The 20,366-nt window shown below is 70.0% G+C and carries 21 protein-coding genes and 1 pseudogene; 9 read left to right on the top strand and 13 right to left on the bottom strand.

Annotation, left to right across the window (positions count from 1 at the left end; all coding sequences use genetic code 11):
* Window positions 1-51: 51 nt before the first annotated feature.
* Entirely contained in the window at window positions 52-450 is a 399-nt protein-coding gene (locus tag ACFW16_RS03170) for a carboxymuconolactone decarboxylase family protein (RefSeq protein ID WP_380301786.1), read from the bottom strand.
* Window positions 451-521: 71 nt separating this feature from the next.
* Window positions 522-1,085, bottom strand: a complete 564-nt coding sequence (locus ACFW16_RS03165) for an HdeD family acid-resistance protein (protein ID WP_380301784.1) — start codon at window positions 1,083-1,085, stop codon at window positions 522-524.
* Window positions 1,086-1,421: 336 nt separating this feature from the next.
* On the opposite strand from ACFW16_RS03165, the gene rpsM reads away from it, so the two are divergent.
* From rpsM to rplQ, 4 genes are all read left to right on the top strand, one after another.
* Window positions 1,422-1,790, top strand: a complete 369-nt coding sequence (gene rpsM, locus ACFW16_RS03160; RefSeq protein WP_380302027.1) for a 30S ribosomal protein S13 — start codon at window positions 1,422-1,424, stop codon at window positions 1,788-1,790.
* A gap of 18 nt (window positions 1,791-1,808) precedes the next feature.
* On the top strand, window positions 1,809-2,213 hold the full coding sequence (gene rpsK / locus ACFW16_RS03155) for a 30S ribosomal protein S11 (protein ID WP_088152866.1): 405 nt from the start codon (window positions 1,809-1,811) through the stop codon (window positions 2,211-2,213).
* Window positions 2,214-2,411: 198 nt separating this feature from the next.
* Window positions 2,412-3,428 (top strand): DNA-directed RNA polymerase subunit alpha, encoded by a 1,017-nt coding sequence (locus ACFW16_RS03150; RefSeq protein ID WP_380301781.1) that lies wholly within the window; start codon window positions 2,412-2,414, stop codon window positions 3,426-3,428.
* A gap of 117 nt (window positions 3,429-3,545) precedes the next feature.
* Window positions 3,546-3,986 (top strand): 50S ribosomal protein L17, encoded by a 441-nt coding sequence (rplQ, locus tag ACFW16_RS03145; protein WP_380301779.1) that lies wholly within the window; start codon window positions 3,546-3,548, stop codon window positions 3,984-3,986.
* A gap of 69 nt (window positions 3,987-4,055) precedes the next feature.
* On the opposite strand, the gene ACFW16_RS03140 is transcribed toward rplQ, so the two are convergent.
* Window positions 4,056-4,826: an SDR family NAD(P)-dependent oxidoreductase gene (locus ACFW16_RS03140; protein ID WP_380301777.1), complete on the bottom strand. Its 771-nt coding sequence runs from the start codon at window positions 4,824-4,826 to the stop codon at window positions 4,056-4,058.
* A 99-nt stretch (window positions 4,827-4,925) separates the two neighbouring features.
* On the opposite strand from ACFW16_RS03140, the gene ACFW16_RS03135 reads away from it, so the two are divergent.
* Complete coding sequence (locus tag ACFW16_RS03135; protein ID WP_380301775.1) at window positions 4,926-5,816, top strand: LysR family transcriptional regulator; 891 nt, start codon at window positions 4,926-4,928, stop codon at window positions 5,814-5,816.
* A 43-nt stretch (window positions 5,817-5,859) separates the two neighbouring features.
* Here ACFW16_RS03135 and ACFW16_RS03130 read toward each other — a convergent pair whose 3' ends face one another.
* Entirely contained in the window at window positions 5,860-6,414 is a 555-nt protein-coding gene (locus ACFW16_RS03130; RefSeq protein ID WP_380301773.1) for a DUF4142 domain-containing protein, read from the bottom strand.
* A 190-nt stretch (window positions 6,415-6,604) separates the two neighbouring features.
* Here ACFW16_RS03130 and ACFW16_RS03125 point away from each other — a divergent pair, with 190 nt between their 5' ends.
* Complete coding sequence (locus ACFW16_RS03125; RefSeq protein WP_380301771.1) at window positions 6,605-8,008, top strand: Do family serine endopeptidase; 1,404 nt, start codon at window positions 6,605-6,607, stop codon at window positions 8,006-8,008.
* Window positions 8,009-8,103: 95 nt separating this feature from the next.
* On the opposite strand, the gene ACFW16_RS03120 is transcribed toward ACFW16_RS03125, so the two are convergent.
* From ACFW16_RS03120 to ACFW16_RS03105, 4 genes and pseudogenes are all read right to left on the bottom strand, one after another.
* Window positions 8,104-8,616 (bottom strand): GNAT family N-acetyltransferase, encoded by a 513-nt coding sequence (locus tag ACFW16_RS03120; protein WP_380301769.1) that lies wholly within the window; start codon window positions 8,614-8,616, stop codon window positions 8,104-8,106.
* A 213-nt stretch (window positions 8,617-8,829) separates the two neighbouring features.
* Window positions 8,830-9,780, bottom strand: coding sequence for an ABC transporter substrate-binding protein (locus tag ACFW16_RS03115; protein ID WP_380301767.1), 951 nt, complete (start codon window positions 9,778-9,780; stop codon window positions 8,830-8,832).
* A gap of 95 nt (window positions 9,781-9,875) precedes the next feature.
* Window positions 9,876-10,646 (bottom strand): amino acid ABC transporter ATP-binding protein, encoded by a 771-nt coding sequence (locus ACFW16_RS03110; RefSeq protein ID WP_380302025.1) that lies wholly within the window; start codon window positions 10,644-10,646, stop codon window positions 9,876-9,878.
* Window positions 10,647-10,850: 204 nt separating this feature from the next.
* Window positions 10,851-11,441: pseudogene (locus tag ACFW16_RS03105) on the bottom strand (amino acid ABC transporter permease); the annotation flags it as partial.
* Between the two features lie 453 nt (window positions 11,442-11,894).
* Here ACFW16_RS03105 and ACFW16_RS03100 point away from each other — a divergent pair.
* Together ACFW16_RS03100 and ACFW16_RS03095 are read left to right on the top strand one after the other, a co-directional pair.
* Entirely contained in the window at window positions 11,895-12,824 is a 930-nt protein-coding gene (locus ACFW16_RS03100; protein ID WP_380301765.1) for an ABC transporter substrate-binding protein, read from the top strand.
* Window positions 12,825-12,837: 13 nt separating this feature from the next.
* Window positions 12,838-13,905, top strand: coding sequence for an LLM class flavin-dependent oxidoreductase (locus tag ACFW16_RS03095; protein ID WP_380301763.1), 1,068 nt, complete (start codon window positions 12,838-12,840; stop codon window positions 13,903-13,905).
* Window positions 13,906-13,921: 16 nt separating this feature from the next.
* On the opposite strand, the gene ACFW16_RS03090 is transcribed toward ACFW16_RS03095, so the two are convergent.
* Genes ACFW16_RS03090 through ACFW16_RS03070 form a run of 5 tightly spaced genes read right to left on the bottom strand, consistent with a single transcriptional unit; the run spans window position 13,922 to window position 18,347 of the window.
* The gene (locus ACFW16_RS03090; protein ID WP_380301761.1) at window positions 13,922-14,719 is read right to left on the bottom strand and encodes an ABC transporter ATP-binding protein; all 798 of its coding nucleotides are present in this window, start codon (window positions 14,717-14,719) and stop codon (window positions 13,922-13,924) included.
* Window positions 14,713-15,732: an ABC transporter permease gene (locus ACFW16_RS03085; protein ID WP_380301759.1), complete on the bottom strand. Its 1,020-nt coding sequence runs from the start codon at window positions 15,730-15,732 to the stop codon at window positions 14,713-14,715. The genes ACFW16_RS03090 and ACFW16_RS03085 overlap by 7 nt, the downstream gene beginning before the upstream one ends.
* Entirely contained in the window at window positions 15,719-16,768 is a 1,050-nt protein-coding gene (locus tag ACFW16_RS03080) for an ABC transporter substrate-binding protein (protein WP_380301757.1), read from the bottom strand. The genes ACFW16_RS03085 and ACFW16_RS03080 overlap by 14 nt, the downstream gene beginning before the upstream one ends.
* Window positions 16,765-17,775, bottom strand: coding sequence for an ABC transporter substrate-binding protein (locus ACFW16_RS03075; protein ID WP_380301755.1), 1,011 nt, complete (start codon window positions 17,773-17,775; stop codon window positions 16,765-16,767). Before ACFW16_RS03075 ends, ACFW16_RS03080 begins: the two co-directional genes overlap by 4 nt.
* Before the next feature lie 23 nt (window positions 17,776-17,798).
* Window positions 17,799-18,347, bottom strand: a complete 549-nt coding sequence (locus ACFW16_RS03070; RefSeq protein WP_380301753.1) for an OsmC family protein — start codon at window positions 18,345-18,347, stop codon at window positions 17,799-17,801.
* 355 nt (window positions 18,348-18,702) lie between these two features.
* Here ACFW16_RS03070 and ACFW16_RS03065 point away from each other — a divergent pair, with 355 nt between their 5' ends.
* Entirely contained in the window at window positions 18,703-20,349 is a 1,647-nt protein-coding gene (locus ACFW16_RS03065; RefSeq protein WP_380301751.1) for a TIGR04028 family ABC transporter substrate-binding protein, read from the top strand.
* The last annotated feature ends 17 nt before the right edge of the window (window positions 20,350-20,366 follow it).

Genomic DNA, 20,366 nt, shown 5'->3' with positions numbered 1-20,366 from the left:
CCATCCTGCATGGCTGCCCGTCCAGGCAAGGCAGGCCGTCCGGCCGTGCCATCACTCCGCTCGCCGGAACGCCTCGTCGATCGGCACCTGCAGGCCGTTCGCCAGGCGGTTGGTCTCGTTCGCCATGCCGACCACGGCGAGGAGCTCGCCCAGCATCTCGTCGGTCATCCCGGCCTTGCGCGCCGCCGCGCTGTGCGAGGCGATGCAGTAGCCGCAGCCATTGGTGGCGCTGACCGCGAGATACACCATCTCCTTCACCAGCGGGTCGAGCGCGCCGGGCGCCATCACCTCCTTCAGGCTCTCCCAGGTCCGCTTCAGCGTCGGCGGATGCATCGCCAGCGCCTTCCAGAAGTTGTTGACCCTGTCGATCCGGCGGACGGTCATGATGTCGTCATAGACGGCGCGGACCTCCGGCGACGCTTCCTCGTATTCGATCAGCCCCGATGCCATGGCGACGCTCCTCGCGATTCCGATGCGGGCAGGGTGGCACGGGGCCCGGGCGGCGTCACGCGGTCGGGACGTCACGCCGGCGCGGCGGTGCCGCCGTGGTGCCGGGCCAGGCGGCGCAGGCGGAAGGCCAGGGTCAGTTCCAGCACCCCGATGACGATGGCCCAGGTGCCGATCAGCCAGACCAGCGACAGCGCCCCGGCACCCGGGAAGAACAGGGCGTAGGCGCCGAACAGCACCCACAGCGCGCCGGTCAGCGCCAGCAGCCACTCGCCCTCGATCTCGTTGCGCAGGCGGATGGCGGTGACGATCTCCATCACCCCGATCACGATCGCCCAGACGGCGATGATGATGACCAGCACGATCGCGGTCAGCAGCGGCCAGACCGCGGCGATGATCCCGGCGGCGACGCCGGCGACCCCGAGCAGGGCGTAGCCCCAGTTCCGGCCGCGGATGCCGACGACGATGCCCATCACCCCGTCGACCAGCGCATAGGCGGCGTAGAGGATGATCAGCACGGCCAGGGTGATGCCCGGCCACAGCCAGGCCAGGACCCCGAACAGGATGGCCAGGATGCCGCGCAGCGCGATGGCGCCCCAGTTGGCGGCAAGGGCGCGAAGGACCGGCATGTTCTGCATCGTCCGTCTCCCTCAGGCGATCGGCCGGCGCATCGGCCATGCTCAAGAAAATGATCACAATTGCGCAGGTGACAAGCCGGACCGGTCCCGGCTATGGTTCGGTCGCTGTCGACCCTGACCGCGCGGATTCCGATCGCGAATCCCGGCGGTTGACTCTGCTCCAATCATCACTATACTCCGCGCGCTTCGGAGCCCGAGGGCCCCGAAGCACAAGGCGTTCGCGTGGCCGCTCCGGCCCGCGGGCAGACATGAACCAGCAGACCCGGCGTTGCAGGCCAGGCCCCGGTGGGGCAGGGCAGCGGCGGCGCCGAAGGTGGCAACCGCAAGGAGAGCGACGTGGCACGTATTGCCGGCGTCAATATCCCGACCCAGAAGCGCGTCCTGATCGCGCTCACCTACATCCATGGGATCGGCCGTCACACCGCCCAGTCGATCATCGACAAGCTCGGCATCCCGGCCGACCGGCGCGTCAACGAGCTGACCGAAGATGAGATCCTGCGCATCCGCGAGACCATCGACGCCGACTTCACGGTCGAGGGCGACCTGCGTCGCGAGATCGCGATGAACATCAAGCGCCTGATGGATCTCGGCTGCTATCGCGGCCTGCGTCACCGCAAGGGCCTGCCGGTCCGCGGCCAGCGCACCCACACCAACGCCCGCACCCGCAAGGGTCCGGCGAAGCCCATCGCGGGCAAGAAGAAGTAATCGGAAGGCGAGCGAACCATGGCCAAGCCAGCAGCTGCCGCCGCGAACGCCCGTCTGCGTCGTCGCGAGCGCAAGAACATCACCTCGGGCGTCGCCCACGTGAACTCGTCCTTCAACAACACGGTGATCACCATCACCGACGCCCAGGGCAACGCCATTGCCTGGTCGTCGGCCGGTGGCATGGGCTTCAAGGGCAGCCGCAAGTCGACTCCCTATGCCGCCCAGATGGCCGCCGAGGATGCCGGCCGCAAGGCGCAGGAGCACGGCATGCGCGTGCTCGAGATCAACGTGAAGGGGCCCGGTTCCGGCCGCGAGAGCGCCCTGCGCGCCCTGCAGTCGGTCGGCTTCCAGATCACCTCGATCCGCGACGTCACGCCGATCCCGCACAACGGCGTCCGTCCGCGCAAGAAGCGTCGCGTCTGAGGCCGGCCCGGCCCGCGCCGCCCCGTCCCCTTGCCGGGATGGAGGCGGCGCGGGCCGCCGCCTTTTTCGCAGTACCGCCGGCCGATCCGGGACAGGACCAGGTGCCACAGGGTCCAAGCATGGGATCGGAAGGGGGCTCACCCCGCCGGCGTTTCGGCCGTATCCGGCCTTCCGTGGCAGAACAGGATTGAGACCACAGTGCTTCAGCGCAACTGGCAGGAACTGATCAAGCCCAACGCTCTCGACGTCCAGCCGGGCGACGATCCGCAGCGCAAGGCGACGCTGGTCGCCGACCCGCTCGAGCGCGGCTTCGGCCTGACCCTCGGCAACGCCGTCCGCCGCGTGCTGCTGTCCTCGCTGCAGGGGGCCGCGGTCACCGCGATCCACATCGACGGCGTGCTGCACGAATTCTCGTCGATCCCGGGCGTCCGCGAGGACGTCACCGACATCGTCCTCAACGTCAAGGCGCTGTCGCTGCGCATGCACGCCGAGGGCCCGAAGAAGATGCGGCTGAACGCCGAGGGCCCGAAGGTGGTCAAGGCCGGCGACATCGTCACCGGGCCGGACATCGAGATCATGGACCCCGAGCTGGTGCTGTGCACCCTCGACGACGGCGCCAAGCTGGCGATGGAGTTCACGGTCAATTCCGGCAAGGGCTACGTCCCGGCCAGCATGAACCGGCCGGAGGACGCGCCGATCGGCCTGATCCCGGTCGACGCCCTGTACAGCCCGATCCGCAAGGTCTCGTACAAGGTCGAGAACACCCGCGTCGGCCAGGTCACCGACTACGACAAGCTGTCGCTGACGATCGAGACCAACGGCGCGGTGACGCCGGAGGATTCGGTGGCGCTCGCCGCCCGCATCCTGCAGGACCAGCTGCAGCTGTTCATCAACTTCGAGGAGCCGTCGCGCGACCACCGCGAGGAGACCTCGGAGGACATGCCGTTCAACCGCAACCTGCTGCGGAAGGTGGACGAGCTCGAGCTGTCGGTGCGCTCGGCCAACTGCCTGAAGAACGACAACATCGTCTATATCGGCGACCTGGTGCAGAAGACCGAGGCGGAGATGCTCCGCACCCCGAACTTCGGCCGCAAGTCGCTGAACGAGATCAAGGAAGTTCTCTCGACCATGGGCCTCCATCTCGGCATGGAGATCCCGAACTGGCCGCCGGAGAACATCGAGGATCTCGCCAAGAAGCTCGAAGAGCCGTTCTGATCGGCTGCCCGATCTACGGTTGATCGAGAGATACCCCCGCCGTTCTCTCCCGCAAGGAGAGGCGGCGGGTTCCGCCATCGGACCCCCGCGGGGGCCAAGCCATGAGGAGATATCGCCATGCGTCACGGCGTTTCCGGACGTAAGTTCAGCCGCACCAGCAGCCATCGCAAGGCGATGTTCGCCAACATGGCGGCGGCGTTGATCACTCATGAGCAGATCAAGACCACCCTGCCGAAGGCGAAGGATCTGCGCCCGATCGTCGAGAAGCTGATCACCCTCGGCAAGAAGGGCGGCCTCGCCAATCGCCGCCTGGCCTATGCCCAGCTGCGCGACGACGACGTGGTGACCAAGCTGTTCTCGGTGATCGCCGAGCGCTACAAGACCCGCAGCGGCGGCTACTCCCGCGTGCTCAAGGCCGGCTTCCGCTACGGCGACGCCGCCCCGATGGCGGTGATCGAGCTGGTCGACCGCGACCGCGACGCCAAGGGCGCGGCCGACAAGGCGCGCGACGCCGAGCTGAAGGCCGCCGTGGCCGAGGCCGAGGGCGCCGAGGGCTGATCGGCCGAAGCACCGACGAATGGATCAAGGCCCGGCTTCAGCCGGGCCTTTTTCTTGGGACGTGCCGGATCAATGGCCGCGTTCGGCGCCGCCATTGACCTGGATCACCTGGGCGGTGACGTGGGCCGCGCCGGGCGAGGCCAGCCAGGCCACGGCGTCGGCGATGTCGGCCGGCACCCCGGCGCGGCGGGTCGAGGTCTCGGCGATCAGCGCCGCCTGCCGTTCCGGTGACAGCCGGTCGGCGAAGAACCCGGTGTCGCGGATGTAGCCGGGCGCGACGATGTTGACGGTGATGCCGCGCGGGCCGAGAGCTGCGGCCAGGTCGTAGCCATAGGGATGCAGCGCGGCCTTGGCGGCGCCGTAGCAGCCGGCGCCGGAGCCGCGATAGGCGGCGATCGAGCCGATCAGCACCACCCGGCCGCCCGGCGCCCGCAGCCGGTCGCGCAGCCCCTCGGTCAGCAGCACGGCGGACAGCACGTTGCCGGCGAAGTTGTCGGTCCAGCGCCGCGCCACCCCGGCCAGACCGTCGTCGTAATGGCCCGGCGGCGCCTGCAGGACGGCGTTGCCGCCGGCGGCATGGACCAGCACGTCGACCGCGGGAAAGCGCTCGCCGATCTCCCGGCACAGCGCCTCGACCCGGTCTGGCTGCGACAGGTCGCCCGCCAGCGGCAGCACCGGCGGCGCCTTTGGATGCTGCCGCCCGATCGCCTCCACCGCCGCCGCCAGCACGCTGGCGCGGCGGCCCAGGATCACCACCTGTTCGCCCTGCCCGGCGAAGTGCCCGGCGACCGCCAGGCCGATGCCCGTGCCGCCGCCGCTGACCACCACCACTCGTGCCATCGATCCGTTCTCCCGTTGCGACGAACGGAAGGTGGGACGGTGTTTCGCATACTTCAAATATGAGATCATGAGCATCTGATATCTGAAGAGTATCAGCCGATGATCGAGCTTTGCCTCCTGCGCCAGTTCATCGCCGTGGCCGAGGAGCGCCATGTCCGCCGTGCCGCCGAACGCCTGGGCATGGCCCAGCCGCCGCTCAGCACCGCGATGCGGCGGCTCGAGGATGTGATCGGCGCGGCGCTGTTCGACCGCAGCCGCCGCCGGGTGGCGCTGACCCCGGCCGGCACGGCGCTGCTGGAGGAGGCGCGCCGCACCCTGGCCCAGGCCGAGCATGCGGTGGCGGTGGCGCGCCAGGCGGGGCAGGGGCTGACCGGCCTGCTCCGCATCACCTTCGTCGGCAGCGCCATGTTCGAGCGCCTGCCGCCGGTGCTGAAGGCGCTGCGGGAGCGTCATCCCGGTCTGGCGCTGGACCTGCGCGAGGCGACGACGATGCGGCAGCTCGACGAGCTGCGCGGCGGCCGCGGCGACCTCGGCTTCGTCATCCCGCCGCTGCCGGACGGCGAGGGGCTGGACCAGCGCCCGGCCTGGGCCGAGCCGATGGTCGCGGTGGTGCCGGCCGACCATCGGCTGGCGGGTGTCGGCCGGATCGACCTCTCCGACCTCGCCGCCGAGCCCTTCGTCATGTTCCCGCAGGGCGAGGGGCCGGGCTTCCACGCCGCGATCCTCGAGGCCTGTGCCGCCGCCGGCTTCGTGCCGCGGATCGCCCAATCGGCGCACCAGATGCATGCGATCGTGTCGCTGGTCGCGGCCGGCTTCGGCGTGTCGCTGGTGCCGGCGTCGCTGCGCCGGCTGCGGCCGTACGGCGTGCGCTACCTGCCCCTCGCCGGCCGCGCCCCCCAGGCCCGGATCGCCGCCGCCTGGCGCCGCGGCGACCGGTCGCCGGCCCTGCTGCAGGCGCTGGCCCTGCTGCGGGAGGTCACGGAACCGTAGTCCGGGCGACATGGATCGGCCTATGGCGTTCCGGAACGGCCGCTCAGCGGAGGTCGACCAGGATGGTCAGCGCTTCTTCGAGATGGCGCTGGACCATCGGGCTCAGCTCGGACGCCAACGCCTTCAGCCCGGGATCGCTGCCGGACACGCGGTAGCTCTGCTGCAGTTCCAGGGCCTTCTGATGCCCGTCGATCTGGCCATGCATGTAGAGGCGATCGAAGTCCGGGCGCGCGGCCGATCTCAGCGCGGCCAGCTCCTCCCGGCGCTCCGGGTCGAGCGCGGTCGGCGGCTGCAAAGCCGGGTCCGACGCCGCCGCGGCGCGGCGGATCCTGGCATTGGCCACGATGTGGTCCCGGACCATCATCCGGGCGAAGCGCCCGACATCCGCGCTGCGGGCCCGCGAGGTCGCGACCCGGCTGGACTCGACTTCGAACAGGCCGCTCATGCCTGTGCTCCGGACATAGTCGGCCGGATCGATCCGCGGCGCCGCGGCCGGCGATGCCGGCATCGCCGCGGGCTCGCTCTCGCCGTTGCTGCAGGCCCCGAGCAGAATCGAACCGGCGATCGCCACGAGGGACAGCGCAAGGGCGGTCCTCATGACCAATCTCCCTGGCTGGGGCGGGAATGCCATGGCAACGAGATCAGGACGGGCGCCGTTCCAGGCCGCCATCGGCCCATCTCCGTGACGGGCCGCCGTTCGAGCCCGCTTGCCTCCGCGGCATGCCGGCCCATGGACGGCGGCGGGGGCCTCGGCTAGACCCACGCCCGTGACCGCGGATGGAGGAAGGATGTTCCGTTTCGCAGGCGCCGCGGCGGCGGTGCTGCTCCTGCTGGCCGGGCCGGCCGTGGCGGAGCCGGTGGTGCCGACCAGCCGGGCCGAGATCGACCTCAGCTTCGCGCCGCTGGTGCGCAGCGCGGCGCCGGCCGTGGTCAACATCTATGCCCGCCATATGGTGGTCGAGCGCCAGAACCCGCTGTTCGACGATCCGTTCTTCCGCCGCTTCTTCGGCAACGACCTGCCGGGCGGCCGGCCGCGGCAGCGGGTCGAGAACTCGCTCGGCTCCGGCGTGCTGGTGGCGGCGGACGGGCTGGTCGTGACCAACCACCATGTGATCAAGGACGCGGACCAGATCACCGTGGTGCTGGCCGACCGCACCGAATACGAGGCCGAGCTGGTGCTGTCGGACGAACGCACCGACCTCGCCTTCCTCAGGCTCAAGGACCTCGGCGGCCGGTCGCTGCCGTCGCTGCCGCTCGGCGACAGCGACGCGCTCGAGGTTGGCGACTTGGTGCTGGCGATCGGCAATCCCTTCGGCGTCGGCCAGACCGTGACCATGGGCATCGTCTCCGCCATCGCCCGCACGGCCGTGGGCATCTCCGACTACGACTTCTTCATCCAGACCGACGCGGCGGTGAACCCCGGCAATTCCGGCGGCGCGCTGATCGACATGAAGGGCCGGCTGGTCGGCATCAACACGGCGATCTACAGCCGCACCGGCGGGTCGCTCGGCATCGGCTTCGCCATCCCGGCCAACATGCTGCGCAGCATGATGCGGGCGGCGGAGACCGGGCAGAAGATGGTGCGGCCCTGGCTCGGCGCCGACGGCCAGGCGATCGACCGCAGCCTGGCCGAGGCCTATGGCCTGGACCGGCCGGCCGGCGTGCTGGTCAACGGCATCGCCGCGGGCGGCCCGGCGGCGCGGGCCGGCCTCAAGGTCGGCGACGTGGTCGCGGCGGTCGACGGCCATGCGGTCGACGATCCGGAATCGCTGCGCTTCCGGCTGGCCACGCTCGACCTCGGCGCCACGGCGACGCTGACAGTGCGGCGCGGCAAGGACACGGCCGAGCTGGCGCTGCCGGTCGAGGCGCCGCCGGAGGACCCGCCGCGCGACGAGCGGGTGCTCGGCGGCCGCTCGCCCCTGGCCGGCGCCACCGTGATCAATGTCTCGCCCGCCGTGGTGGAGGAGATGCGGCTCGGCAATGCGGGCAAGGGCGTGGTGGTGACCGCGATCGCCGCCCGCAGCCCGGCGGCGCGGCTGGGGCTGCAGCCGGGCGACGTGCTGCTGCGGCTCGACGGCGAGGCGGTCGAGAGCACCGAGGCGCTGGATTCGGCGCTGCGCGGCTCGCGCGGCCCCTGGCGCATCGCCGTCCAGCGCGGCGGGCAGGTGCTGGAGACCGTGGTCGGTCGCTGAGAAGATGCGGGCTGCCCTCTCGCATTGCCTCTCCAGCTTGCGAGATCTTTTGCGGAATTCGTGAACCTTACATCAAATGATTGGCAAGGCGGGGATCACGCCCTCCGGCGTACCACCGGCGCCAAGGCGTTGATGTCCTTCTCGAACGGCAGCTTGCCGTGGATCTCGGGGTCGACCGCGGTGTCGAACAGGGCGGTGTAGCCGGAGCGGAGATAGAGGTTCGCGGCCTCCGGCTGGCGGAAGCCGGTGGTCAGGTAGATCCGGCTGTAGCCCTGCCGCGCCGCCTGCGCCTCCAACTCCTGCAGCACCCGGCGCGCCAGGCCCTGCCGGCGCAGGTCGGCATGGGTCCAGACCCGCTTCATCTCGGCGGTATGCTCGTCCAGGCGCTTGAAGGCCCCGCCGGCGATGGCGGCGCCGTCGCGCAGCAGTAGCAGGAAGGCGCCGTCCGGCGGGGCGAACAGCTCGGCCGGATAGCGGTTCATTTCCTTGACGCCATCCCCCGCGCCCCAATAGTCGCCGTAGCGCGTCTCGTATTCCCAGGTCAGGGCCTGGATCAGCGGCTGCGCCAGCGGATCCAGCGGCGTGGTGTAGAGGAAGCTGTCGGTCATCGCGGTGTTGCCTGTTCGGGGCGGGGAAGGGCGGCCGCGACCCCGATGGGCGCGGCCATGTCATGGCTTAGAGACCGTTTGGAAATGCGCTGGTGTGAGTCGGCTGGCGGTGGTTTCGAGAACCGGCGCGCAGCGGACGTTTGGGTCCGTGAGCACCGGAAGCGCAGAAACCGCCATCAGACGGCCACGCCAGTAGCATTTACGGACGGTCTCTCAGACCTTCGGCAGGCCGGGAGGGTTGGTGCGCGACTGCTCGATCGCCTCGGCACCCAGGTTCCAGCGTTCCAGCGCCGCGCGGTACTTGCCGTTCGCGATCAGCGCGTTGATCGCCAGGGTCAGGGCGTCGGCCAGGCCGCTGCCCTTGCGCGTGGTGATCGCGATCTCCGCCGTCAGCGGCCAGCCGCCGTTGATGATGCCGACCGGGCGGGTCTTGCCGCCGACCGCCGCGGCGTAGGCCAGGCGGGAGTTCGGGTTGATCTCGACATCGGCGCGGCCAGAGGTCAGTGCCAGCTGGGACGCGCCATTGTCATCGAAGTAGAGGAACTCCGCCGGCTTCAGGCCCGCCGCCACGTTCTGGCGGTCCCACTCGACCACGATCTTCTCCTGGTTGGTGCCGGCGCCGACGATGACCTTGAGCCCGGCGATGTCCTTCGGTTCCTTGATCGACTGGATCGGGCTGTTCAGCGCGACATAGGCGCCGAGCACGTCCTGGCGGTAGGAGGAGAAGTCGAAGCGCTCCTTCCGCTCCTCCGTCACCGTGACGTTGCTGATCACGGCGTCGAACCGGCCCGAGACCAGGCCCAGCGGCCAGTCGGCCCAGGCCACCGGCACGAACTCGACCTTCCGCCCCAGGGCTTCGGCGACCAGGGAGGCCAGGTCGGCATCGGTGCCGACCACGGTCTTGGCGTCCGAGGCATAGGTGTTCAGCGGCGGGTCGCCGACGCTGACGCCGACGGTGAACACCCCGTCCTTGACGAAGTTGAAGTCGGGCGAGACGGCGGCGACTGCCGCATCGACGGTCTCCGCATGCACCCGGCCGGCCTGGTCCGGGGTGAGGTCGAAGGCCTTGGTCTGCGCGGCGGCGCCCGTTGTGGTGAGGAGGGGGGCGGTGAGGAGGGCGGCGATGCCGATGGCCGCGGCGGCCGCGTTCCGGCGGATGGACATGGGTGGGCTCCTGATCTCTGGTCTGGTGGGACCGGCCATGGGACGGCCGGCGGGCAGCGGCGGCGTGGGGAACCCGGCCACGGGCCGGGAAGGGGTTACAGCACCTTGGCCAGGAACTCGGCGGTCCTGGGGTGCCTCGGCGCTGCGAAGACCTGGGATGGCGGGCCCTGCTCCAGGATCCGGCCGCCATCCATGAACACGACGCTGTCGGCGACCTCGCGGGCGAAGCCGATCTCGTGGGTGACGATCACCAGCGTGGTGCCGGACCGGGCGAGAGCGCGGATCACGTCCAGCACCTCGCCGACCAGCTCGGGGTCGAGGGCCGAGGTCGGCTCGTCGAACAGCAGCACCTTGGGCTTCAGCGCCAGGGCGCGGGCGATGGCGACGCGCTGCTGCTGGCCGCCGGACAGCTGGCGCGGATAGGCCTCGGCCTTGTCGCTCAGCCCCACCCGGGCCAGCAGGGCGAGGGCTTCCTCCGTCGCCTCCGCCTTCGACTTCCGGCGCAGCGCGACCGGCGCCTCGATCACGTTCTCCAGCACCGTCAGATGCGGGAACAGGTTGAAGGTCTGGAACACCATGCCGACATCGACCCGGCGCTTCAGGATCTCGGCTTCCTTCAGCTCGTACAGGATGTCGCCGCGCTCGCGGTAGCCCAGCAGCGCGCCGTCGACGGTGATGAAGCCGGCATCGACCTTCTCCAGATGGTTGATGCTGCGCAGCAGCGTCGACTTGCCGGAGCCGGAGGGGCCGAGGATCACGGTGACGTCGCCGGACGGGATGGTCAGGCCGACCTCGTCCAGCACCTTCAGCGACCCGAAGCTCTTCGACACGCCCTGGATCCTGACCTCGCCCCTGGCGTTGGACAGCGGTTGCCAGCCAGATTGTGGCGGGACCGGCCTCGCCGCGACCGGCGGGGGCTCGGCCGCGACCGGCTCGGCCCCACGCCCGGCGCGCCACGCCTTCAGCCGCTGGATCGGCGTCGGCGGCAGGGTGCGCAGCGCGCCGCGGGCGAAGTGCCGCTCGATGTAGAACTGGATGACCGACAGCACGATCATGATGATCAGGTACCAGACGGTCGCGACCATCAGCAGCGGGATCACCGCCAGGTTGCGGCGGTAGATCACCTGCACTGTGTAGAACAGCTCCGGCAGCGCCAGCACGTAGACCATGGACGTGCCCTTGGCCAGACCGATCAGCTCGTTGAAGGCCGTCGGCAGGATCGCCCGCATCGCCTGCGGCAGGACGATGCGGAAGGCCTGGCGGCGGCGCGGCAGGCCCAGCGCCGCCGCGGCCTCCAGCTGGCCCTGGTCGACCGACAGGATGCCGCCGCGGATGATCTCGGCCGAGAAGGCGGCCTGATTCAGACTCAAACCCAGGATCGCCGCGGCGTAGGGGCCGAGCAGCGAGACCGTCGGGTATTCGAAGACGATATCGGTGAAGGGAATGCCCAGCCGGACCGACTCGTACAGGTAGCCCAGGTTGAACAGGATCAGCAGCAGCACGATCAGCGGGATCGACCGCAGCAGCCAGATGTAGCCCCAGGCCAGGCCGGACAGCAGCGGCGACTTCGACACCCGCGCCAGGGCCAGCCCGGTGCCCAGCAGGAAGCCGAGGGCGGAGCCGGCGGCGGTCAGCAGGATGGTGCGGCCCAGCCCGTCCATCACCGGCTCGGCGAAGAACCATTCGGCGAAGACACCCCATTCCCAGCGCGGGTTGGTCAGGATCGAGTGCAGCACCGCGACGATGACGACTGCCGCGGCCAGGGTGCCGGCGGTGCGGCCGGGATGACGGGCGCCCACGACCCGGTGGCGGGAATAATCGCGCGCCTCTGTCAGGTCGCGGCGGCGGACAACCGCGTCCTCCGACAGGCGGGGCAGAAGGCGGGGGCGGTCCTGCAGGTCGATGTCTGGACTGGTCATGCGGTCTCGCAATCGGCTGTCGCTGCGTGGTGCCGCCGGGCCGCTCGCCGGTCCGCCGATCATAAATTACTTTCAAGATCTGCATAATTTGCAGTTTGAACATATCTATTGCGCATATATGATTTCTTACTGTCAACTGAGTCTGTATATCGATCGGCGCGATCGGCCACAGGCCGTGGCCTCAGGAGGGAAGGAATGTTCGGATTGGTCTCCAGACGGGCGGCCGCCGCCTTGGTCCTGGCCCTGGCGGCCGGCGCGGGGCCGGCACCGGCCCAGTCCCTCGACCTCAGCCCGGAGCAGCCGGGCCGCCTGCGGGCGCAGAAGGACGAGGCGATCGCCGCCGTGCTGCCGAAGGATTTCCGATTCGCCGAGGATGGCGTGCTGACCGTGGCGGTGGCGCCGAGCCAGCCGCCGATCGCCACCTATGCGACCGACGCGCGGACCGTCGTCGGCGCCGACCCGGACCTGGCCCAGCTGGTCGCCGACCTGCTGGGCCTGAGGCTGAAGCTGGTGGCCGTGGCCTGGGCCGACTGGCCGCTAGGCCTGGCCTCGGGCAAGTACGATGCCGTCATCTCCAATGTCGGCGTGACCGAGGAGCGCAAGCAGCGCTTCGACTTCTTGAGCTACCGCAAGGGCCTGCACGGCTTCTATGTGAAATCAGACAGCCCGATTACGGCGATCCGCGAGCCGAAGGACATCGCCGGCCTGCGGATCATCACCGCGTCGGGCACCAACCAGGAGCGGATCCTGCTGGAGTGGAACCGGCTGAACGCGGCCCAGGGCCTGGCCCCGGCCGAGCTGCAATATTATGACGACCAGGCGGCCTGGGGGCTGGCGATCCGGTCCGGGCGGGCCGACGCCCTGTTCAGCGTCAACGCTGCCCTGGCCTATCAGGCTCGCGACGGCAGCCTCAAACCCGTTGGCACGATCAGCTCCGGCTGGCCGCTGGATGCCGAGACCGGCATCACCACCCGCCGCGGCAGCGGCTTGGCCGACGCCTTCACCGCCGCGATCAACGAACTGATCTCGGACGGCAAATATGGCGGCCTGCTGGCGCGCTGGAGCCTGTCGGCCGAGGCGATCGACCGATCGCGCACCAACCCGCCCGGCCTGCCCGAATTCTGACGAGGACCGGATCATGGCATCGATCGACCATGCGGGGTTCCTGACCCCGGGCAGCTTCCCGGAGGCCGATCCGCAAGACGGGCTGGAGAAGGCGCTGCGCCTCTTCGCCGTCGGCGAGCGGCTGGGCTTCGACAGCGCCTGGATCCGGCAGCGTCATCTCGAGCCCGGCGTCTCCTCCGCCGCGGTGTTCCTGGCCGCGGCCAGCCAGCGCACCCGCCGCATCCAGCTCGGCAGCGCCGTGATCCAGATCGGCTATGAAAGCCCGTACCGCCTGGCCGAGGATCTCTCCACCGCCGACGTGCTGTCGGGCGGCCGGCTGAATGTCGGGCTCAGCGCCGGCGTGCCGCCGCATGCCGACCTGCTGGGGCCGCTTGTCTTCGACGGCGACTGGACCGGCTACGACCTGTCCTACGGCCGGGTGGAGCGGCTGCTGGACAATCTCCGCGGCCACTATCTCGGCGACCCGGACCGGGTCGTGGTCAACGCCGCCGGCCGCCACCGGCCCCGGCTGCAGCCCGTGGCCGAAGGGCTGGCCGACCGCATCTGGTACGGCGGCGGGTCGCTGCGCTCGGCCGAATGGGCCGGGCGCGCCGGGCTGAACCTGCTGATCGGCAACGTCACCTCGGGCGAGGGCACCGACGACTTCTTCACCGCCCAGCTTCGGCAGCTGGATGCCTATCGCGCGGCCTATCGCGGATCTCGTCCGGCCCGCGTGGCCCTGGGCCGGGTGATCGTGCCCTTCGACAGTGCCGACGACTGGACCCGGGCCCGCTACGCCGAATATGCCGCCGGCCGCCGCGAACGCACGCTGGCGCCGCAGGGCGAACGACGGACGCTGTTCGCGCCGGACCTTGTCGGGACCTCCGATCAGATCCTCGAGGCCCTGGACCGGGACCCGGTTCTGGCGGAGGTGTCGGAGCTGCGGCTGGAGCTGCCCTACGAGTTCCGGCCCTTCGAATACGAGCAGATCCTGGGCGACGCGGTGGGCCACATCCTGCCGCAGCTCGGCTGGGAACCGGCGGCGGAGCGCCGGCCGGCGCCCCAGCACGTGTCCGAGAGCTGGGGCGCGCAAGGCAAGTAGGCCTGTCCCGCCGGCCTCACCAGCCGGCGTCGAGGCCGAGCAGCCGCAGCGCCTCGTGCCGCAGCGCCGCCAGATGCGGGTCGCCGCGGTGGCGCGGGTAGGGGCGGTCGTTGACGATCTCGGCCAGGATCCGGGCCGGGCGGTCGCTCAGCACGATCACCCGGCTGGCCAGGATCAGCGCCTCCTCGACGTCATGCGTGACCAGGAGGGCGCTGAAGCCCCGGCGCTGCCAGAGATCGACCAGCTCGCCCTGCATGGTCAGGCGGGTGAGGGAATCGAGCTTGCCCAGCGGTTCGTCCAGGATCAGCAGGCTGGGGTCGTTGACCAGGGCGCGGGCCAGGGCGACGCGCTGGGCCATGCCGCCGGACAGCTGGCGTGGCCAGGCGCGGTCGAAGCCGGAGAGGCCGACCAGCCGCAGCGCCTCGTCCACCCGGCCGCGCCGGCTGCGCAGCAGACCCTGGGCCTGGGGGCCCAGCGCGACATTGTCCCAGACCGTGCGCCACGGGAACAGCGTCGGATCCTGGAACACCACGACGCGCGACGGCGAGGTCGAGCGGATCTCGGCGCCGTCGGCGAAGATTGCGCCGGCCGTCGGCGGCTCCAGCCCCGCCACCAGCCGCAGCAGGGTGGACTTGCCGCAGCCGGAAGGGCCGAGCAGGGCGACGAACTCGCCCGGCTCGATGGTCAGGCTGATCCGGTCCAGCACCGGCAGGGCCGCGCCCTCCAGCTCGAACTGGTGGCTGACGTCGCGGATCTCGATCCCCGCGCCCGCGGCCCGGGGTTCTGCCGCCGCCTCGTGCATCAGCGCTACCATCGCACCACCCCCTTCTGCCAGGCCAGCAGCCGGTCGCGCAGCCGGAACAGCAGCGTGATCAGGCCGGAGAACACCAGCGCCATCACGATCAGCGCCGCATACATGTTGGAGTAGGAGGCCCAGCCCTGGGCCCATTGCAGGTACCAGCCCAGGCCGGACTTCACGCCCATCATCTCGGCCGCCACCAGCACGGAGAACGAGGCGCCCAGGCCCATGAACAGGCCGACGAAGACATGCGGCAGGGCGGCCGGGATGGCGACGCGCAGCACCAGGAAGCGCTCGCCGGCGCCGAGGGTGCGGGCGACGTCGTAATAGGCGCGGTCGACGCTGGCGACGCCGGACCAGGTCAGGACGGTGACCGGGAACCAGGTGGCCAGCGCGATCAGGAACACCGCCGCCGCCCAGCTCGACGGAAAGAAGAAGAAGGCCAGCGGCAGCAGCGCCGTCGACGGGATCGGCCCGAGCAGCCGCAGCACCGGATGCACCCAGTAGCCCAACGCCCGCGACCAGCCGACCGCGACGCCGGTCAGGAAGCCGGAGACGGCGCCGAGGACATAGCCGTTGGCGAGCAGCCAGAGCGAGTTGACCAGGCTGTCGCCGAGCCGTGGCCAGTCGTCGGCATAGACCTCGATCAGCGCCTGCGGCGGGGCGAAGAACGGGACGGGGAGGAGGGCCAGCTTGGCCGTCACCACCTCCCACACGGCGAACAGCACCGGCAACGCCACCAGCCAGGGCCCGGCGGGCCGCAGCCAGGCGAAGACCGACCGCCGTCTCAGCACCGCGACGAGGGCCAGGAAAGCGGCGAGCACGGCGACGCCGATCGCGAACTCGGTGGTGTAGGCCCAGTCGGCGAAGCCGACCTTGCGGTTCGGCCACTGCCAGGTCAGCGCCGCCAGCACCAGCCAGGCCAGGGCAGCGACGAGCCCGGTGGTCCAGAGACGGGCGGGTTGCGCCGGGCGTTCGGCGGCGGTGGCCGGCGGTGCGCCGGCCAGGCTTTGATCAAGCGAGGACATCGGGGGCGATCACCTTGGCGAATTCGGTGGCGTCGGTGCCGGGCCGGATCACGCGGATCAGCTTCAGATCCTCGGTGAAGGCGGCCAGCTCGCCGCGCAGATGGGCGCCGGTCGAGGCGTGCTGGTGGGTGTGGCTGCGCAGGATCGCCTCGACATCCTCCGGCTTGACGTTGCCGGGGACGAAGGGGGCGAAGATCTGTGCCGTCTCGGCCGGGTTGGCCGCGGTCCAGTGCTGGGCGTCGATGAAGGCGCGGGCCAGCGACGCCGCGACCTCGGGCTCGTCGCGCAGCAGGCTGCCGCGGATGCCCAGCACGCAGCAGGTCTTGCTGGCGTAGTCGCCGTCCAGGTTGGTGGCGATCTCGGCCAGCCCGTCCCGCTCGCGCAGGAACCAGGCGTGCGGGTCCTCGATGGCGACGGCCTGGACCTCGCCCTTCTTCACCACCTCGGCGAACAGGTCGCCCGGATACTGCCGCCAGTCGACCTGGTCCGGGTCGATCCCCTCCTTGGCCAGGCGGATGGCGAAGAAGTTCTTCACCGGGCTGGCCTGGTCGGTGACGGCGACGGCCTTGCCGCGCAGGTCGGCGACCTTGGTGATGCCGGAGGAGGCGGGGGCCAGGAGGCGCATGCAGCCGCCATGGGTGCCGACGGCCAGGCGCACGTCGAAGCCCTGCTCCAGCGGCTTCAGCCAGCGCAGCGCCATGCCGATGCCGCCATCGGCATGGCCGGTGGCGATCGCTTCCAGCAGCTGGTCGGTCGGGCCGCTGTACTGGATGTGCTCGACCTCCAGCCCGTATCTGCCGAAGAAGTCGCGCTTCAGCGCCACCGAGATCGGCGACTGGCAGACCGCGGTCTGGCTCCAGGCCAGCTTCAGCTTGCGTGGCGCGGCACTCTGGGCCAGGGTCCGGCCGCCCGGCAGCGCGAAGGGGGCGACGATGCCGGCCGCGGCGGCCGCGCGCAGCAGCTTCCGGCGGGAGACGGTGCCGCAGCCGGCCACCGGGACGGCAGGCGCGGTCGAGGGTGTCCGGTGATCGGTCATGACAGCACGTCCTCGGTGACGGTCTCGGCGAACAGCGCGGGGTCGGTGCTGGAGCGCAGCACGTTCACCAGCTTGAGATCCTCGGCATAGGCCTTGATCTCGTTCCTCAGTTCCAGCCCGGCCGGGTGATGGCCGTGGGTCAGGGTGCGCAGCACCGCGGTCAGATCGGCCGCGCTCGCGGTCGACATCGAGGTGCAGATCTCGGCCGTCGCCTCCGGGTGCTGCACCACCCAGTCCGACGCCTCGAGGATGGCGCGGCTCAGCGCCGCCGCGGTCGGCTTGTCGTCCTGGATCAGGCTGCCGCGGATGCCCAGCACGCAGCACACCTTCTCGCGATACTCGCCGGACAGGTTGGTGGCGATCTCGACCAGGTCGGGCTGGGTCTTCTGCAGCAGGTAGAGGTTCGGGTCGCCGTCGGCGATCGCCTGGATCTCGCCCTTCTGCACCGCCAGCCCCAGCAGGTTGGCGGGGTACTGGCGCCAGGTGATCTCGCGCTCCGGGTCGATGCCGTGCTTGGTCAGGTAGATGGCGAAGAAGTTCTTGCCCGGGCTGGCCAGGTCGCTGACCCCGACGGTCTTGCCGCGCAGGCTCTCCAGCGTCGTCACCCCAGCCGCGTGGGAGCCGACGAGGCGCGAGCAGCCGCCATGCGAGCTGGCGGTCAGCTTGACGTCGAAGCCCTGCTCCAGCGCCTTCAGCCAGCGATGCACCATGCCGATGCCGGCATCGGCCTTGCCGGTGGCGATCGCCTCCAGCAGCTGGTCGGTCGAGCCGGCGAAGTTGATCAGCTCCACGTCCAGGTTGTGCTTCTGGAAGATGCCCTGGGTCACCGCCACCGGGATCGGCGACAGGCAGATCGCAGTGGCGTTCCAGGCCAGCTTGACCGGCACCGGCTGGGCCGAGGCGCCCTGCGCCCACACCCGGGTGCCGAGCGCCGCCACCGGCGCCGCGGCCCCGGCCAGGCCGGCGGCGCGCAGCAGGTCGCGCCGGGACAGATCTGTTCGTGCCATGGGATGTCCTCCTGTTCGCGCCGTCATTCCGCCGCCACGGCGGTCGGGGCCTGGGTCAGCCGGATCTCGCCGGCGATCGCCTGCGGCTGGCGCAGCAGGTTCAGGATCGGGCAGTTGCGCTCCACCGCCTGCCGCAGCGCCTCGATCTCGGACGGCGCGGCGGGAGAGGCGATCGACACCGCGTAGCGGATGCCGTGCGGATAGATCGGCACCGCCTCGAAGCCGGGGGAGCCGGCGCGCGGGTCGATCGTGCCGGTGACCTCGAGATCCAGGGAATCGAGCGGCACGCCCAGCGCCGCGGCCTGGATCAGGAAGGTGTGGGTCAGGCAGCTGCCGAGCACGCCCAGCTGCAGCTCGGGCGAGCTGGGGCCCAGGTCGTAGCCGGCGAAATCCGCCTCGCTGTCGCTGATCACCTGGAAGTCGCGGATGCGGATGCGGCGGACGCCGCTGCGTCCTTCGGCCCGCACCCGCGCCGTCAGCGTCTTGGGGCCTGATTCGCCGGCGGCGACACGGGCCTTGCGGGCGTCGATCGCCTCGCGCTTCTGGCCGAGATACTCGTTGAGCGTGGTCATCCTCTGGTCCTCACGGCAGGGGCCCTCTCGGCGGCGTCAGGGCGGGCATCAGCGTCCCGGAGCGTCTTCCGAGATATGCGCTGAATTCATGTGTAAAATTATCTACAAGATCAGTATGATTTGGTAATTATGATTCATACAACATGAATCTTTCGATCTTGAGGCGCGCGGAGGCGGTCGCGGATTCAATTTATCATATAAAATTTGTAATTTTACGTAAAAAAGACAAAGCGTACGGTAAATTATGCCGGACAAGCGAGGCGCCGGAAGGCGTGGCTGTGCGGCGCTTGTGCGTGCGCGAAGTACGTCAGAAATCAGAAAATCTGTCGTTCTTGCATCCGTGGAAGGGATAATCGTGTCGATCAACACTCATCTGGGACGATTGCTGGCCCTGGCGGTCGCGGCGCTGGCCGCAAGCCCCTTCCTGGCGGCGCCATCCTTCGCAGCCGACGGGGCGCCGGTCACCGGCGGCACGCTGATCTATCTGGAGCAGCAGGCGCATACCAACCTGTATCCCCCGGCGGGCGGCTTCTACCCGAATGGCGGCATCCTGAACCAGATCACCGACAAGCTGACCTGGCAGGACCCCAAGACGCTCGAGATCAAGCCCTGGATCGCCGAGTCCTGGACCGTCAACGCCGACGCCACGGAATACACCTTCAAGCTGCGCCGCGGCGTCACCTTCTCCGACGGCACGCCGCTGGACGCCGATGCGGTGGCGAAGAATTACGATACCTATGGCAAGGGCAACCCGGCGCTGAAGCTGCCGGTCTCCGAGGTCATCAACAACTACGACCGCAGCGAGGTGGTCGACCCGCAGACGGTGCGCTTCTTCTTCAAGAAGCCGTCGCCCGGGTTCCTGCAGGGCACCTCGGTGATCGGCTCCGGCCTGGTCTCGCCCGCCACCCTGGCGCGGCCGTTCGACGAGCTGGGCGACGCCACCAGGATCATCGGCTCCGGCCCCTTCGTGGTCGAGAGCGAGACGCTGGGCAAGGAGCTGGTGCTGAAGGCGCGCGCAGACTATGCCTGGGGCCCGGCGCCGCTGGCGCATCAGGGCCGCGCCTGGCTCGACGGCATCCGCTACATCGTGACGCCGGAGGACAGCGTCCGCATCGGCGCGCTCCTGGCCAGCCAGGCCGATTTCATCCGCCAGGTCCAGGCCTATGACGAGCCGCAGGTGAAGGACCAGGGCTACACCGTCTACGCCGCGCCGACCCGCGGCGTGAACAACAGCGTGGTGTTCCGCCCGGACAACCCGCTGGTGGCCGATCTCCGGGTGCGGCAGGCGCTGCTGCACGCGACCGACAGCGACGAGATCGTCGGCACGCTGTTCTCCGAGAACTACCCGAAGGCGACCTCGGTCATCGCCTCGACCGCGCTGGGCTATGTCGACCTGTCGGCCAAGCTGACTCATGACGAGGCGCTGGCGAAGCGGCTGCTCGACGAGGCCGGCTGGACCCTCGGCGCCGACGGGCTGCGCCACAAGGACGGGAAGACGCTGCAGCTGACCGCCTACGAATCCCTGCCGCAGCCGCAGAACAAGGAGACGCTGCAGCTGGTCGCCCAGCAATGGGCCCGGGTCGGCGTCAGGCTGAACGTGCTGGCCGGCGATTCCGGCAGCGCCACGGTCGACAATCTCGACCCGGAGAAGACCCCGGTGTCGCCGGCCATGGTCGGCCGCGCCGATCCGGATGTGATCAAGAGCCAGTTCTATCCGTCGAACCGCGACGTGCTGCGCCAGAAGGGCGGCGCCAGCAGCAAGGTGAAGAGCTTCGTCGACGACAAGCTCAACGGCCTGCTGGTGGCGCTGTCCTCCGAGCCGGACGCGGCCAAGCGGCTGCAGATCGCGGGCGAGGTCCAGGCCTATGTGCTGGACCAGGCCTATGCCATCCCGATCTTCGAGGAGCCGCAGGCCTATGCCGGCGCCCCCTATGTCAAGGGCATCGCCTTCGAGGCGGTCGGCCGGCCGTACTTCTACGACACCTGGCTGGACGAGCGCTGAGGCCGGGGCTTCCGCAG

It is taken from the genome of Inquilinus sp. NPDC058860, assembly GCF_042743185.1.
GTDB lineage: Bacteria > Pseudomonadota > Alphaproteobacteria > DSM-16000 > Inquilinaceae > Inquilinus.
The sequence above is the reverse complement of the archived record's forward strand: the minus strand, read 5'-3'. Positions and strand labels throughout refer to the sequence as shown.

Coding starts and splice junctions, on each gene's coding strand:
- ACFW16_RS03095 (WP_380301763.1), top strand. CDS start 12,838: ATGGCATCGATCGACCATGCGGGGTTCCTGACCCCGGGCAGCTTCCCG.
- ACFW16_RS03170 (WP_380301786.1), bottom strand. CDS start 450: ATGGCATCGGGGCTGATCGAATACGAGGAAGCGTCGCCGGAGGTCCGC.
- ACFW16_RS03130 (WP_380301773.1), bottom strand. CDS start 6,414: ATGAGGACCGCCCTTGCGCTGTCCCTCGTGGCGATCGCCGGTTCGATT.
- ACFW16_RS03090 (WP_380301761.1), bottom strand. CDS start 14,719: ATGGTAGCGCTGATGCACGAGGCGGCGGCAGAACCCCGGGCCGCGGGC.
- ACFW16_RS03115 (WP_380301767.1), bottom strand. CDS start 9,780: ATGTCCATCCGCCGGAACGCGGCCGCCGCGGCCATCGGCATCGCCGCC.
- rplQ (WP_380301779.1), top strand. CDS start 3,546: ATGCGTCACGGCGTTTCCGGACGTAAGTTCAGCCGCACCAGCAGCCAT.
- rpsK (WP_088152866.1), top strand. CDS start 1,809: ATGGCCAAGCCAGCAGCTGCCGCCGCGAACGCCCGTCTGCGTCGTCGC.
- ACFW16_RS03120 (WP_380301769.1), bottom strand. CDS start 8,616: ATGACCGACAGCTTCCTCTACACCACGCCGCTGGATCCGCTGGCGCAG.
- ACFW16_RS03080 (WP_380301757.1), bottom strand. CDS start 16,768: ATGACCGATCACCGGACACCCTCGACCGCGCCTGCCGTCCCGGTGGCC.
- ACFW16_RS03100 (WP_380301765.1), top strand. CDS start 11,895: ATGTTCGGATTGGTCTCCAGACGGGCGGCCGCCGCCTTGGTCCTGGCC.
- ACFW16_RS03140 (WP_380301777.1), bottom strand. CDS start 4,826: ATGGCACGAGTGGTGGTGGTCAGCGGCGGCGGCACGGGCATCGGCCTG.
- ACFW16_RS03075 (WP_380301755.1), bottom strand. CDS start 17,775: ATGGCACGAACAGATCTGTCCCGGCGCGACCTGCTGCGCGCCGCCGGC.
- ACFW16_RS03125 (WP_380301771.1), top strand. CDS start 6,605: ATGTTCCGTTTCGCAGGCGCCGCGGCGGCGGTGCTGCTCCTGCTGGCC.
- ACFW16_RS03070 (WP_380301753.1), bottom strand. CDS start 18,347: ATGACCACGCTCAACGAGTATCTCGGCCAGAAGCGCGAGGCGATCGAC.
- ACFW16_RS03135 (WP_380301775.1), top strand. CDS start 4,926: ATGATCGAGCTTTGCCTCCTGCGCCAGTTCATCGCCGTGGCCGAGGAG.
- ACFW16_RS03085 (WP_380301759.1), bottom strand. CDS start 15,732: ATGTCCTCGCTTGATCAAAGCCTGGCCGGCGCACCGCCGGCCACCGCC.
- ACFW16_RS03165 (WP_380301784.1), bottom strand. CDS start 1,085: ATGCAGAACATGCCGGTCCTTCGCGCCCTTGCCGCCAACTGGGGCGCC.